This window comes from Alteromonas sp. DY56-G5 (assembly GCF_041414725.1).
Taxonomy (GTDB): Bacteria; Pseudomonadota; Gammaproteobacteria; order Enterobacterales; family Alteromonadaceae; genus Alteromonas; species Alteromonas macleodii.
This window is the reverse complement of record NZ_JANHZQ010000043.1, coordinates 1-13,997: the sequence shown is the minus strand read 5'-3', so window position 1 is coordinate 13,997 and position 13,997 is coordinate 1. Positions and strand designations below refer to the sequence as shown.

The 13,997-nt window shown below is 45.0% G+C and carries 11 protein-coding genes; 10 read left to right on the top strand and 1 reads right to left on the bottom strand.

What is annotated here, in order from left to right:
• Window positions 1-148 precede the first annotated feature (148 nt).
• The 10 genes from NO989_RS17440 to NO989_RS17395 all read left to right on the top strand — a co-directional run bounded on the left by NO989_RS17440 (window position 149) and on the right by NO989_RS17395 (window position 12,816).
• The gene (locus NO989_RS17440) at window positions 149-1,360 is read left to right on the top strand and encodes a methyl-accepting chemotaxis protein (RefSeq protein WP_371342949.1); all 1,212 of its coding nucleotides are present in this window, start codon (window positions 149-151) and stop codon (window positions 1,358-1,360) included.
• A 66-nt stretch (window positions 1,361-1,426) separates the two neighbouring features.
• On the top strand, window positions 1,427-1,792 hold the full coding sequence (locus tag NO989_RS17435; protein WP_168476566.1) for a response regulator: 366 nt from the start codon (window positions 1,427-1,429) through the stop codon (window positions 1,790-1,792).
• Window positions 1,793-1,830: 38 nt separating this feature from the next.
• A complete protein-coding gene (locus NO989_RS17430) occupies window positions 1,831-3,792 on the top strand; it encodes a chemotaxis protein CheA (protein ID WP_371342948.1) in 1,962 nt (653 codons plus the stop codon).
• The gene (locus NO989_RS17425; protein WP_014947943.1) at window positions 3,789-4,292 is read left to right on the top strand and encodes a chemotaxis protein CheW; all 504 of its coding nucleotides are present in this window, start codon (window positions 3,789-3,791) and stop codon (window positions 4,290-4,292) included. The genes NO989_RS17430 and NO989_RS17425 overlap by 4 nt, the downstream gene beginning before the upstream one ends.
• 4 nt (window positions 4,293-4,296) lie before the next feature.
• Entirely contained in the window at window positions 4,297-6,603 is a 2,307-nt protein-coding gene (locus NO989_RS17420; protein WP_371342947.1) for a methyl-accepting chemotaxis protein, read from the top strand.
• A 103-nt stretch (window positions 6,604-6,706) separates the two neighbouring features.
• Window positions 6,707-9,616 (top strand): PAS domain-containing protein, encoded by a 2,910-nt coding sequence (locus NO989_RS17415; RefSeq protein WP_371342954.1) that lies wholly within the window; start codon window positions 6,707-6,709, stop codon window positions 9,614-9,616.
• Complete coding sequence (locus tag NO989_RS17410; RefSeq protein WP_014947946.1) at window positions 9,616-10,449, top strand: CheR family methyltransferase; 834 nt, start codon at window positions 9,616-9,618, stop codon at window positions 10,447-10,449. The genes NO989_RS17415 and NO989_RS17410 overlap by 1 nt, the downstream gene beginning before the upstream one ends.
• A gap of 8 nt (window positions 10,450-10,457) precedes the next feature.
• On the top strand, window positions 10,458-11,075 hold the full coding sequence (cheD, locus tag NO989_RS17405; RefSeq protein ID WP_156085803.1) for a chemoreceptor glutamine deamidase CheD: 618 nt from the start codon (window positions 10,458-10,460) through the stop codon (window positions 11,073-11,075).
• A 2-nt stretch (window positions 11,076-11,077) separates the two neighbouring features.
• Window positions 11,078-12,124 carry a chemotaxis response regulator protein-glutamate methylesterase gene (locus NO989_RS17400; RefSeq protein WP_014947948.1) on the top strand — a complete coding sequence of 349 codons (1,047 nt, stop codon included), beginning with the start codon at window positions 11,078-11,080 and terminating at the stop codon, window positions 12,122-12,124.
• Window positions 12,125-12,555: 431 nt separating this feature from the next.
• Entirely contained in the window at window positions 12,556-12,816 is a 261-nt protein-coding gene (locus NO989_RS17395) for a hypothetical protein (protein ID WP_014947949.1), read from the top strand.
• A 133-nt stretch (window positions 12,817-12,949) separates the two neighbouring features.
• Here NO989_RS17395 and NO989_RS17390 read toward each other — a convergent pair whose 3' ends face one another.
• Window positions 12,950-13,621 (bottom strand): haloacid dehalogenase type II, encoded by a 672-nt coding sequence (locus tag NO989_RS17390; RefSeq protein WP_156085804.1) that lies wholly within the window; start codon window positions 13,619-13,621, stop codon window positions 12,950-12,952.
• Window positions 13,622-13,997: the final 376 nt, after the last annotated feature.

Below are 13,997 nucleotides of genomic sequence, written 5' to 3'. Positions count from 1 at the left end.
CTAGCAATATTGATATGTCGCAAATGTCACCAATGTAATAAGTTAACAAAAATATTCAAAAGTATAATTGTTGAAGCTGGAAACTTGGCCATACTTTAATCGTGTTTTGTACATCCGTTAACGCGGTAGTAACAATTGAGGTACGATTGTGGTCGCCATAGCAGCAAGTTACTTGGATAATTTTTTCTCTAACAAGAGCAACGCTTTTATTGTCGCGTTTCTTATGATGTCGGCGAGTTGGAGTCTGGCTTTTACGTCAATAGCGCACCTCGGTCTTGCTGTTAGTTCTGTTTGCGTTCTATTTTGGCTCTTTGTCCTTCTCAAAGTGACAAATGGTAACCAGGCTCATGCAGATAGTAGTGCAAGTCAATCAAATCAACAGGTTGCATACCCAGACCACGCTTCATTAGCTAATGAATCAATGGATGTAGCAGTGTCTGAGGCCAGCAGCATACTCACAGTTACCTCATCAAATCTTGCGGATATATTCTCAACACAAAACGACGCGGTTGCCACATTAAGCGACTCGTTTATTTCGCTCCAAACCCTTCTGGGGCAGCAAGAAGCGAGTATCAATAATCTGATAAAAGATGACGATAATAGTGATTGTGCCTATGCCGACAAAATGCGCACTTTTGCTTCTGATACCGATACCACACTAACGCAGTTTATCGCCTCAACAACTGAAATGACCGACTCTACAAGAGCGTTAGAAACTCAAGTGCAAACCATTCAGCAGGCTATGCCTACTGTTATCGAAGCCTTAAGTGGTATTGATGATATTTCTTCCCAGACCAATCTGTTGGCGCTAAACGCAGCCATTGAAGCCGCCCGAGCCGGTGAAGCGGGTCGCGGTTTTGCTGTAGTTGCTGACGAGGTACGCGCGTTATCTACTCGCTCTACCCAGTTTAGCGACGTAATCAAAACGCAAATAGAGAACATAAAATCGCTTATCGATAAATTGACTGAGACCGCAGAAGTTGTGGCGTCACAGGACATTTCTCACGTGGTGAATGCAAAAGATGCGATAAGCGAGCAACTTAAAGGCATTATCAAAAAAGCCGAAGCGGATATTCAAGGCGCAAGCGAACTTGAAGCAATTCGTCAGCAGTTGGCAGATGCAACAGCGGCGGCCATTCGCGGCTTGCAGTTTGGTGACATAAACGGTCAGAACCTCACATACACCCGCGAAATCATCGATTTCATAGTGTTACAGCTTTCAGAACTCAGCCCCGATACGGCGGCGAAAGTAAAAGAAAACCTAGCCAACTATCAGACTTCGCTAACCGAGAAAGGACAAGCCGACCACAACCCTGTTTCGGCGACGTCGATGGACGCGGGTGACGTAGAACTTTTTTAACAGCAAGAATAAATAGTTACACAACCTTGTGTGATTAACCCTGACATTTTTATAGGTGATTGAGTTATGAGCAAAAGCATACTGATTGTGGACGACTCTGTGTCTATTCGCCAGATGGTAGAGATGACCCTTAAGTCGGCGAACTATAACGTTACAACGGCACAAGATGGTCAAGAAGCGTTGGACAAATGCCAAGGCGCACGTTTTGACTTCGTGCTTACCGATCAAAACATGCCTCGAATGGACGGACTTACGCTCATTAAATCACTTCGAGGTTTAGCTAACTTTAAGTCTACGCCAATTGTCATGCTTACCACAGAAGCAGGTGATGACATGAAAGCTAAAGGCAAAGCAGCGGGAGCAACGGGTTGGATGGTGAAACCTTTTGATCCCAACAAGCTACTCGATGTGATGAAGCGCGTTTTAGGCTAGATAAAAGTCGATTCGAATAGGGTAAATGGGAGTCAGTCATGACCATTGATGTAAACCAATTTCACGGTGTGTTTTTTGATGAGAGTGATGAGCATCTCCAAGATATGGAGCAGTTGCTCATGACTTTGGATGTGGATGCGCCAGACCCTGAAGAGCTGAACAGTATCTTTAGAGCAGCGCATTCCATAAAAGGCGGCAGTGGGATTTTCGGTTTTGATGCGTTGATGAATGTGACTCACGTAATGGAGAATTTGCTCGACAAAGCCCGAAACCAGGAAATTCATGTTACGGCGGAAATTGTTGATGTTTTTCTGCAAACCCTAGATGTGTTGAAGGACACGTTATCAGCTTATAAAGAACAAACAGACCTTCCCCAAGAACAAATCGACGCTAGCATTAAGGTACTTGAAGACACTCTGGCAAGTGCGTCAGGTCAAACGCCACAAAACGCGCAGGAGGAGTGTGAGCAAAGCGTGCAAGGTGAAGCTAACGCAGGTGATGAGATTGAAGGTTTTGGATTCTTTGATGAAGACGAGGCTGAATCCCATGAAACCGCATTAGATACTCCTCAAAGCCTAAATAGCGCAGATGAAATCGAAGGCTTTGGACTGTTCGAAGATGAAACGCTATCAACAGAGACGCAAGCTCAACGTGAAGCCGATACTGACGCTGGCAAAGTTGATGAGGGTTTTGGTTTCTTCGAACCAGACGCACTTCCCATAAAACCAGAAGTTACTCAGCCTACTTCACAACAAGCCACACCCAAACAACCTATTGTTAAACCCGTTAAAACGAAACCGAAAGCCGCGACGAAAGAGGCCGCGTCAATTCGTGTAGACACGACCAAAATTGATGCAATGGTTAATTTAGTTGGTGAACTGGTAATCACACAATCTATGCTTTCCAACGTGGGGCAGGAAGTTGAAGGGCAAGTCGGAGAGCGCCTACAGCTTGCTATAGACGAGTTGCAGCGCAATACCCGTGAAATTCAAGAGTCTGTCATGTCTATGCGTATGCTACCGGTAAACATGACGTTCAATCGCTTTCCCCGTGTTGTACGCGACCTGTCATCGAAGCTAGGCAAGAAAGTCGATTTGGTTATTCAAGGTGGCAACACAGAAATTGATAAGAGCCTTATCGAAAAACTGGTCGACCCACTTACGCACTTAGTCAGAAATAGTATCGACCACGGTATCGAAAGCCCTGAAAAGCGCAGAGCATGTGGCAAAGCCGAGAACGGTACTGTTATCTTAAGTGCCGAGCAAAAGGGCAGTAGCATCATCATTGGCATTATTGATGACGGCGCTGGCTTGAACAAAGAACGCATTCTAGAAAAGGCGACCCAGAACGGGCTACCCGTATCGCCTGACATGCCAGATAGTGAAATTTGGCAGCTAATATTTCAAGCGGGTTTTTCAACGGCTGCAGAAGTTACTGATGTGTCGGGCAGAGGTGTAGGCATGGATGTGGTTCGCAGAAACATCGAGTCTATTGGCGGGCGCATTGAAATTGAATCATCGCAGGGTGAGGGCTCTGCGTTTTATATCCACTTACCACTCACGCTCGCTATCGTAGACGGCATGTGTGTATCGGTTGGCGATCAAATTTTCGTTATCCCACTACTTAATGTTATCGAATCATTTCAACCCACATCATCTCAAGTGAAAACCCTTGGCAATGACAAAGTATTGTGGATTAGAGACCAGTACTGGCCGCTGGTGTCACTTACTCAACTTATGCAGGTAGACGATGGCATTACTGAGCCAACCAAAGGCATCGTCGTGCTACTAGAAAGCAGCAAGAAGCGCTATGGCGTGCTGGTGGACTCGCTAGTGGGTCAACAACAAGTCGTAATTAAGAGCCTTGAGCAACATTACAAAAAAGTAGCAGGGATCGCAGGTGCAACCATTATGGGGGATGGCAAGGTAGCCATGATTTTGGATGCAGACTCAGTGGCTACTAACTGTACAAATGTTCCAAATGAAGAGGTTTCACTATGAGCGAAGCAGCCTTACAACAAGCCGTTAGCGCATCGAAAGAGAACGAATTCTTAAGTTTTGTCTTGGGCGAGGAGCACTATGCCCTTGATATCACAACCGTGAAGGAAATTCGTGGTTACGAACAGGTTACCAAAATTGCCAATGCGCCAAACTTCATTAAAGGCGTGATAAACCTTCGTGGCGACATTGTACCTATCGTCGACTTACGCATTAAGTTCAACGTAGGTGAAGCCACTTATAACGATTTTACTATCGTCATTATGCTTAACGTTCACGAGCGGATCGTTGGCATTGTGGTAGATGGCGTGTCTGACGTCATTCGCCTTTCCGAAGAAGACATGCTGCCGCCACCAGAGTTCGGTGTGGCGTTCGATAGCAAGTACCTTCACGGACTGGCCGATGTCGATGAGCACATGGTTATTCTAGTCAATATTGAAAGCTTAATTACAAGTAACGAATTGGGTTTAGTTGAAACAAAAGCACAAGTGGTTGAGGGCTGAGAAAATGGGAATTATGACGTGGTTAGAAGACTTCACAAAAGCAACGGACGTTAATCAAGCATTAAGAAATAAACAGGCACTTGATGCTACAACCTGTTGCATCATGATGGCCGATGCTGACAGAAATATTATCTATGCTAATCAGTCTGTAAAGTCGCTGCTTAAAGAAAACGAGAAGAAACTTCAGGCTGTACTCCCCAGTTTCTCTGCTGACAACTTGGAAGGTCAAAACATCGACCAGTTTCATCGTAATCCTTCGCATCAGCGCAATATCCTTGCTGAACTGAAATCAACAATGACCTCTACGATTAGCATTGGCGACTTAAACTTCAAACTCACCCTTACGCCGTTTTTTGACCAAGAGAATAACAATATAGGCACCATGGTTGAATGGGTTGATCAGTCAGAATTACTCATTAAAAGTACGATGCTAAATGTATTGAATAATGCCCAGGCTGTTATCGAATTTAACGCCGATGGTGTTATCCAAAACGCGAACGACAATTTTCTTAATGCGCTTGGCTACAGCCTCAATGAAATTGTTGGCAACCATCACAAAATGTTCTGTGACGCACAATACATTCGCTCAGAAGAGTACGCCCAATTTTGGCGCGACCTCAAAGAGGGCAAGCCACAAAACGGCGAGTTTTGTCGTTTCGACAAAATGGGGAAAGAGATTTGGATCCAAGCCACCTACAACCCGGTTTTCGATGGCGAAGGTAAAGTTATTCGCGTTGTGAAATTCGCCACCGACATCACTGCATCTAAGTTACGCAATGCATATTTTGAAGGTCAAATAGACGCAATAAACAAAGCGCAGGCCGTTATTGAATTTGACCTTGAGGGCAAAATTTTAAACGCCAACGAGAATTTCACAAACACGGTTGGCTACAGCCTGGATGAAATTAAAGGCAAGCATCACAGTATGTTTGTTGAAGATGAGTATAAGCGCAGTGTTGAGTACAGTCAGTTTTGGGAGCAGCTGCGCCAAGGCGTGCAGTTCACTGACGAATTTAAGCGTGTTGGCAAAGGCGGGAAAGAAGTTTGGATCCAAGCGTCTTATAACCCTATTTTGGATCAAAACGGTAGACCTCACCGTGTGGTGAAATATGCCATTGATATTACTGGTAGAAAACAAGCTATTAGCGATATCAAAAAAGCCATGAATGAATTGGTTCAGGGTAATTTAGATTGCCGCATTGAGCATGAGTTCGAGGGTGAATTTAAAGAGCTTGGCACGTCAATCAACCGCTTTATCGACGATATGCGTCGCATTATCGGTTCTATCAGTGATGTGATGACCCGCTTATCAGGCGGTGACTTAACGGCGGAGCTTGATGAACAGTTTGAGGGTGAATTCCAAGTACTAGGCGATGCTATAAATCAATTCGTTAGTGAAATGTCTGGCACTATCGGTTCAATTTACCAAGCAGTAGAGACAATCAATACGGCCTCGTCTGAAATTGCCACAGGAAATTCAGACCTATCAAGTCGTACCGAACAGCAGGCGTCTAGTCTTGAAGAAACGGCGTCGAGCATGGAAGAGCTTACCGGTACCGTCAAGCTCAACGCTGAAAATGCGGAACAAGCCAATAGCTTAGCGTCTCAGAGCTGTGAAATCGCGTCGCGGGGCGGTGAGTTAATCCGTCAGGTTGTGGACACCATGTCGTCTATCAACGAGTCTGCGCAGGAAATTTCAGACATCATCGGCGTAATCGACGGCATCGCATTCCAAACTAATATTCTGGCATTAAACGCTGCCGTAGAAGCTGCACGAGCAGGTGAGCAGGGCCGTGGCTTTGCGGTAGTTGCGTCAGAGGTACGAAGCCTGGCACAGCGTTCTGCCGAAGCAGCAAAAGAAATCAAAGAGCTTATATCAGACTCGGTAAGCAAGATTGATGGCGGTAACAAACTCGTCAATCAGTCAGGCGACACCATGGAAGAAGTAGTGACTTCCATTAAGCGAGTTAACGACATTATGTCTGAAATTGCAGCGGCGAGTTCTGAGCAAGCTTCTGGAATTGAAGAGGTAAGTAAAGCCGTTGTGCAAATGGATGAAATGACGCAACAAAATGCAGCGCTGGTGGAAGAGGCTGCGGCTGCCGCAGAAAGTTTGCAGCAGCAAGCGGGAAGTTTATCTGAACGCGTATCAGCATTTAACATTGGTGATAAAGCGACGGTCAGTGAAGAAAAACCAATAAAAGCTGCATCAGTAAACAAGAATAAACACGTTGCACCGGTTACAGCAATTAAAACGCAAAAGAAACTGGCTCCAAAAGTACCAAGCAGTGACGATTGGGAGTCGTTCTAAAAAAGCGAAGGCGAATTCTTGAAAAGGAATTCGCCTTTTTTATTACACGGCATTTAGTTTGACGCTCTTAGAACAGAGCGTCGCAAATCAGGTGGATGGAATAATGGGCGTATTTAATATATTTCATAATGAAGAGTTAGTAGCGGCACAAAGTCTTTCACGCTTTCAAGAGCAAGCGCTAAGCGAAAGTACCGCATGTTTGATGTTGGTCGATGCCGAGGGAACGATCACCTTCGCCAACAAAGCATTTTATGCTTTAGCCAACGAGCACCAAACGCAGTTCAAGCGTGCTTTACCAGGCATTAATTTTCAAGGCCTGACGGGCTCTACTATGGCCGCGTTTTTCGCCAACAATAGCGACCTGAATTTGCGTTACAAAAGCTGTGATAGCAGCGATACCTTTTTACTGCCTGTGGGCGACTTACTCTTTACCCTTAAGTTATCTACCATTAAAAGTGTTGAAGGCGACAAGCTCGGCACTATGGTGGAATGGCTTAATGATCAGGAGCTGCAATATAAAACCGGTTTATTGGCAGGGTTAGATCGTTGCCAAGCCATTATTTCCTTTACGCCGGAGGGAATAGTAGAAGACGCCAATGAAAACTTTTTGAAGGTTACAGGTTATTCGAAAGAAGACATTGTTGGTAAGCATCATCGCCTTTTTGTATTGCCAGACTACGGCGTGTCTGAAGAATATAAATCATTCTGGGAATCGCTGCGAAACGGTGAGCACAGCAGCGGTGAATATTGCCGCGTAGCGAAAAACGGCGACAAAGTATGGATTCAAGCCTCTTATAACCCTATCTATGACAAGCTCGGGAATATTGTTCGGGTAGTAAAGTTTGCTACCGATGTAACGGAGCAAAAACGCAAAAATGCAGACTACGAAGGCCAAATAAATGCCATTGACAAGTCCCTTGCTGTGATTGAGTTCGACCTTGAAGGCGTTATTCAAAACGCCAACGCAAACTTCTGCGCAACAACGGGATATGAGCTGAACGAAATCAAAGGTCAGCATCATAGTATGTTTGTTGAACCCAACTATAAAATGAGCCCTGAGTATGCAGCGTTCTGGCGTGACTTAAAGAAAGGTGAGTTTAAGTCAGGCGAATTCAAACGGGTAAAAAAAGATGGCAGTGAGCTTTGGATCCAAGCGTCTTATAACCCTATTTTTGACGAGTTCGGCCAGCCAATAAAAGTGGTGAAATATGCCTCTGATGTGACTGAACAGAAGCTACAAAACGCGTTTAACACAGGGCAAATAGACGCAATAAGTAAATCACAAGCGGTGATCGAGTTTGATACAAAGGGCAATATTCTCGTCGCCAACGATAACTTTCTGGCAACGGTTGGCTATTCCCTAGATGAAATTGAGGGCAAACACCACCGCATTTTTGTCACTAAACAAGAGCGAGAATCTGAACAGTACCAATCGTTTTGGAAAAAACTGGCAGAAGGCCAATTTTACTCGGGTGAATTTCACAGAATTGCGAAAGACGGCTCAGATATTTGGATTCAAGCGACCTACAATCCTATTTTAGACATGAGTGGGAATGTGGTTAAAGTGGTGAAGTACGCCAGTAATATCACCGAACAGAAAGTGAAAAATGCCTACTTTGAAGGGCAGTTAGCTGCAATAGGAAAGTCTCAGGCCGTCATAGAGTTCAATATGGATGGCATTATTCAGCACGCCAATGAAAACTTTCTAACTACGGTGGGCTACACCTTAGATGAAATCAAAGGTAAGCATCACAGCATGTTCGTCGACCCTGCTCACCGAGCAAGCCCAGAATACGCGGCGTTTTGGGATGCGCTACGCAGCGGCACTTTTTCTTCAGGTGAATATCGTCGATTGGGTAAAAACGGCAAAGAGATATTTATTCAAGCCACGTATAACCCTATTTTAGACCACAACGGTAAGCCTTTCCGTGTAGTTAAGTTTGCTACCGATATTACGGGTAGAACCCAAGCTGTTGATGAAATTAAACACGTAATGACCAAGCTGACTGAGGGCGACTTAACGGTCAACATTGAACATGCTTTAGACGGTGACTTTGCTGTGTTGGGCGAGGCCATTAATCAGTTCATCAACGAAATGCGAGGCACCATCACAAGTATTAACGAAGCAGTAGAAACCATTAATGTGGCGTCGGGTGAGATTGCAACGGGCAATGCTGACTTATCAAGCCGCACCGAGCAACAGGCATCCAGCCTGGAAGAAACTGCATCGAGTATGGAAGAGCTAACGGGAACCGTAAAACTCAACGCAGAAAATGCAGAGCAAGCGAATGGCTTAGCGGCACAGGCGAGTAAAATTGCTTCAGAAGGGGGGCAGGTTATAGGTGAAGTGGTGAAAACCATGACCCAAATCAACGACTCGGCACAAGAGATCTCTGACATTATTGGCGTTATAGACGGCATCGCTTTTCAAACTAATATTCTTGCTTTAAACGCAGCCGTTGAAGCTGCTCGCGCGGGCGAACAGGGGCGAGGCTTTGCGGTAGTTGCTTCAGAAGTAAGAAACTTAGCTCAGCGCTCAGCCGAAGCTGCTAAAGACATCAAAGAACTGATTTCCGACTCTGTTACTAAAATAGCCAGCGGTAACGAGCTGGTTGTGAAATCGGGTGACACCATGGCTGAGGTAGTAACTTCCATTAAGCGCGTAAACGACATTATGTCTGAAATTGCCGCTGCGTCTGCCGAGCAAGCGGCGGGCATTGAAGAGGTGAGCAAAGCGGTCATTCAAATGGATGAAATGACCCAACAAAATGCAGCACTGGTAGAAGAGGCTGCCGCCGCCGCGGACAGTTTGAAGCAGCAGTCGTTGCAACTTAATGAACGGGTATCGGTATTTGAAGTTGGAAAGGGCTTGTCAATGGAGCAAAAGCACATCGCTGCGCTCTCTCACACCGACTTCAAGCAGCCACGCGTAGCCTCAGTGATTAACAACGCGCCTCAAGCACAAGCATTGAAACCCGCACTGCCTGATGAAGCCGAGTGGGAGTCGTTCTAATGACAACGGTTCTTTCATCGCGTGATAGCACTCGGGAGTTCGCCTTTGAAAAGGCGGACTTCCACAAAGTGCAAAACATGCTTTTCAAAAAAGCAGGTATAAAGTTGTCAGACGCTAAAGAAGCGATGGTATACAGCAGATTGGCTCGGCGTATCAGAGCCCTTCAGCTCACAAGCTTTAACGATTATCTAGGCGTAGTTGATAAGTCTGAACCTGAGCTAGAGCAGTTCATCAATGCATTGACGACCAATCTTACGTCGTTTTTTCGCGAGCCACACCACTTCACTGCACTGGCTGAGCACTTAAAACAACATCCAGAAGTAACCACTATCTGGTGTGCTGCCAGCTCCACCGGAGAAGAGCCTTACTCTATTGCCATGGTCGTCGCAGAGGCGTTTGGAAGCTTCAAAACGCCTGTGAAAATCATTGCATCAGACATAGACAGTAAGGTACTGCAAAAAGCCAAAGCGGGTATTTATCCTTTAGCATCGATCGCGAAAATACCCGTCCAAAGACAAAAACAATTCTTCCATAAAGGTAAAGGTGCAAACGAGGGAAAAGTGAAAGTAGTGGATGAGTTAAGACATATGGTGCAGTTCAAAAAACTCAATCTTACCGATGCAAAGTGGGATGTAAAAGGTCCGCTCGATATCATTTTTTGTCGAAACGTAATGATTTACTTCGACAAGCCCACGCAATTAAACGTGTTACAAAGAATGGTGGGTATGTTAAAGCCTGCAGGACTTTATATGGCAGGGCATTCTGAAAACTTCAATATGTGTACTAATCTTGTGAGACCGGTAGGTAAAACTATATATCGCCCGGTTCATTAGGAGCACGTGTGGAATCTTGTAATTTCGAAGTACCTATTAGCTATTACGACAAACGTTTTTCTATCGACGCAGTAAAGCTATTACCTGGACAATACTTCGTAACAACACAAGATAAAATGTTGGTAACGGTATTGGGCTCGTGTGTGGCGGCATGTTTATACGACCCTGAAACGGGCATTGGCGGCATGAATCACTTTATGTTGCCTACAGTAAATAAAACTGCCAGTGAGTTCGAAAAAACACAAGGTATGGCTGCCAAATACGGCGTGCATGCCATGGAAATTCTTATCAACGACTTAGTGAAAGCCGGTGCCAATAAAGCCCGAATAAAAGCAAAAGTGTTTGGTGGTGGAAAAGTGGTGCCGTCCTTCGTGCAGCACGATGTTGGGAAGTTCAACGCAGAATTCGTAACAGACTTTTTAAGCACGGAAGGCATACCGATGTTGGCCAGTGACTTATGTGATGTTTACGCGCGCAAGGTTTACTTTTTTCCAAGCAACGGCAATGTCTTTATGAAACGAATTCACGAGCTTAATAACGCCACTATTATTGAAAGAGAAAGTCAGCATCGGTGGGAACTGTCAAGACGTGCACCTACCGGTAGCGTAGATATCTTCGAGGACTAACAATGACGATAAAAGTTTTGGTGGTAGATGACTCGGCACTGATCCGGCAAATTCTAAGTGAAATTATAAAAAGTGAGCCAGACATGGCATTAGTGGGTGCTGCTCCCGATGCTTTCGTGGCAAAAAAGCTGGTTCTAGAAAAGTCGCCAGATGTTATTACACTTGATATAGAAATGCCTAAAGTGGACGGATTACGCTTTCTAGAAGTGCTGATGAATGCGAGGCCAACGCCCGTAGTCATGATTTCTACGCTAACTGAAAAAGGCGCTGATGCCACGCTGAGGTCCTTGGAGTTAGGAGCTATCGACTTTGTTGCAAAGCCCAAAATAGGTGTGGCGCAAGGCATGGCAGACTATCACCAGTTGATTGTTGAGAAAATACGTACAGCTGCGCGCTCTAAAGTGAAAAAATCAGCGCCTTCGAAAGTGTCTACCGTGAGCAAAGTCAATTATTCGGGTACTGAGAAAATCATTGCAATTGGTGCCTCGACCGGTGGGACAGAAGCCATAAAAGAGGTGTTACGCACCTTTCCGGCGAACGCTCCTGCCACCGTGATCACACAACACATGCCAGCAGGGTTTACTTCGACTTACGCTAAACGACTAGATGCCGTGTGCCAAATGCAGGTCAAAGAAGCGAAAGGCGGAGAACGTTTACTACCAGGCCAAGCCTACCTTGCACCTGGCGATAAACACATGGAAATTGAAAGAAGCGGGGCTGATTACCGGATTAGATTGACCGATGGCGCGCGCGTATCGGGTCACAAGCCCTCGGTGGATGTGTTATTTAATTCTATCTGTAAAAGTGCTGGTAGCAATGCGTTAGGCGTTTTACTTACGGGCATGGGTAGCGACGGCGCAAGCGGCCTTCACGAAATGTTTAACGCGGGCTGCGAAACATTTTGTCAGGACGAAGCTAGTTGTATAGTTTTTGGTATGCCCAAAGTAGCCATAGAAAAGGGCGCCGCTAAGCGCGTAATAAGCCTAGATGATATGGGCAGAAGTGTTATGCAAACCGTAGAAAAGCTCTCGGCAGGTAGTCGCTTGTAAGTATAGTGAGTAAATACTTACAGAATGCAATTTCTGTCCTAAAACCTGTAAAAGGATTGTTATAACTTTTCTTGTTCCAGAAAAGCTAAGGTGTTTTAATAGCAACGCTTAATAGTGAGTAATGCTGCTGCAGAATGCTGTTGCTGTAGCCGATACTATGGATAGGCTCACTATTTAGTGCGTAAAAATATAAAAATCGATACGTAAGTGGAATGGTAAGGTAAATCATTGTCGACATAATAATATAAAAGACAATGGCTTATGTGCGTTAGCAAGAACAAGGTAGGCAAAGTTTTATTACTGCGTATGTTTTGTAGTACCTAACTAGAATAAAAGGCCTGCTATATTCCTTACAGATTTGAGAGCAAATATATGCTCATTCTTACGGTATGACACTAACCCGGGATTATAACGAGTAGTTGGGGACTCTTATGAAACAGCAAACGCTTATAGCAGTATCAGCTTTAATGTTTTCTTCTTCTGTTTTGGCTAATGGCGGCTTTGAACCGAATAAGAAAGCATGCGTGAACGTCGGAAAAGAAATCACTCGCGTAAGCACTGAAATGGACGCAGCTAAGTCAGGTATTCAGAAGTCATGGCTTAAGCGTCAATTAAGCGCACTAGAAACGAAACGCAATTCTTGCAGCACACAAGGTTTTAAGCCAAACCAGCCCGAGCTAGCAAAAGTTTAATTGTTTCGTATTTCGATTTGAAAAAAGTCTTACTTCGGTAAGACTTTTTTGTTTGCGCCTATTTATTTTGCAACTACGCTAGATTTGTAGCGGTCAGGCACAGCGAGGTCGTTGTGCCCTCACACAGAACCCGTTACAAACTTATCATTTCGATAAGCGCAGTAAGCGAAGCAATGCTGTGATCGGGAGCAAGCCCTAACGGGTACACCATTTTTCCCGAGCGCTCTACGAATACGGTTTGCATACCTGTCGCCTTAGCACCACTTACATCCCAACCATGAGCCGCCACCATCATGGCATCTTCGTTCTTTACGTTAGCCTGCTGACAGGCCCAGTGATAAACCGCAGCATGTGGTTTGTAGGTACGTACACTTTCCACACTTAATACATGGGAAAAATAGGGCTTAATATTGGCAAACTCAAGCTGTGCGTCTAGTCCGGCTTTAGACGAGTTTGAAAGCGCGACCAAGGTTACACCAGCACTTTGAAGCGCCTTTAATGTAGGAACAACATCGTCGTGCGCTGGCAATCGGGTAATATGCTGTTTGATGGTATCTTTTGCGGTAGCCTCATCAACAGAGATATCCTTACTGTGAGCTACCATGGTAAGCGCTGCGGCTCCAATATCAATGAAATCGTGAAACTGTCCAGACGCAACATCCACTAAACTGTGATGCAATAGGTTAGCAAACCATAAGTCTACCAGTGTCTCATCGCCGTTTAGCACCGACGCTAAGCCTGTTTTTATGGCCTGCATGTCTAGTAGTGTTTCATTAATATCGAAGAAAATAACCTTTGGCGTCACGATTCACCTTCCTATAGTTGATGATAGTAAACGGTACGTTTCGTTTTTAGCTTGTTCGTTGCTTATACCACTGTAAAACAGAATTGGTTTTGCTAAAGCACATTACGACCAATGTCGATGAATTAACGCTGACAGGATGTAAGAAGAATCTAACAAGAAAGGGGGGCAAGAAAAGGCTGCAATAGCGTCATAAACCCTGAACGAAATATATTGAGAGAAACGAACAACAAAAAGCCGGCACTAAGGCCTAATGCCAGTCAGTTAAGCTGACTGGCATTTTTCTTTGTGGGGTATTTAGTCTAATGCCAGTCAGTTAAGCTGACTGGCATTTTTCTTTGTGGGGTATTTAGTCGGTCTTTTCCTCACTACTCTGGGG

What these genes read in the sequence shown, in the direction of transcription:
- NO989_RS17435 (WP_168476566.1), top strand. Translation starts at nt 1,427, where the DNA reads ATGAGCAAAAGCATACTGATTGTGGACGACTCTGTGTCTATTCGCCAG.
- NO989_RS17430 (WP_371342948.1), top strand. Translation starts at nt 1,831, where the DNA reads ATGACCATTGATGTAAACCAATTTCACGGTGTGTTTTTTGATGAGAGT.
- NO989_RS17425 (WP_014947943.1), top strand. Translation starts at nt 3,789, where the DNA reads ATGAGCGAAGCAGCCTTACAACAAGCCGTTAGCGCATCGAAAGAGAAC.
- NO989_RS17420 (WP_371342947.1), top strand. Translation starts at nt 4,297, where the DNA reads ATGGGAATTATGACGTGGTTAGAAGACTTCACAAAAGCAACGGACGTT.
- NO989_RS17415 (WP_371342954.1), top strand. Translation starts at nt 6,707, where the DNA reads ATGGGCGTATTTAATATATTTCATAATGAAGAGTTAGTAGCGGCACAA.
- NO989_RS17410 (WP_014947946.1), top strand. Translation starts at nt 9,616, where the DNA reads ATGACAACGGTTCTTTCATCGCGTGATAGCACTCGGGAGTTCGCCTTT.
- NO989_RS17400 (WP_014947948.1), top strand. Translation starts at nt 11,078, where the DNA reads ATGACGATAAAAGTTTTGGTGGTAGATGACTCGGCACTGATCCGGCAA.
- NO989_RS17395 (WP_014947949.1), top strand. Translation starts at nt 12,556, where the DNA reads ATGAAACAGCAAACGCTTATAGCAGTATCAGCTTTAATGTTTTCTTCT.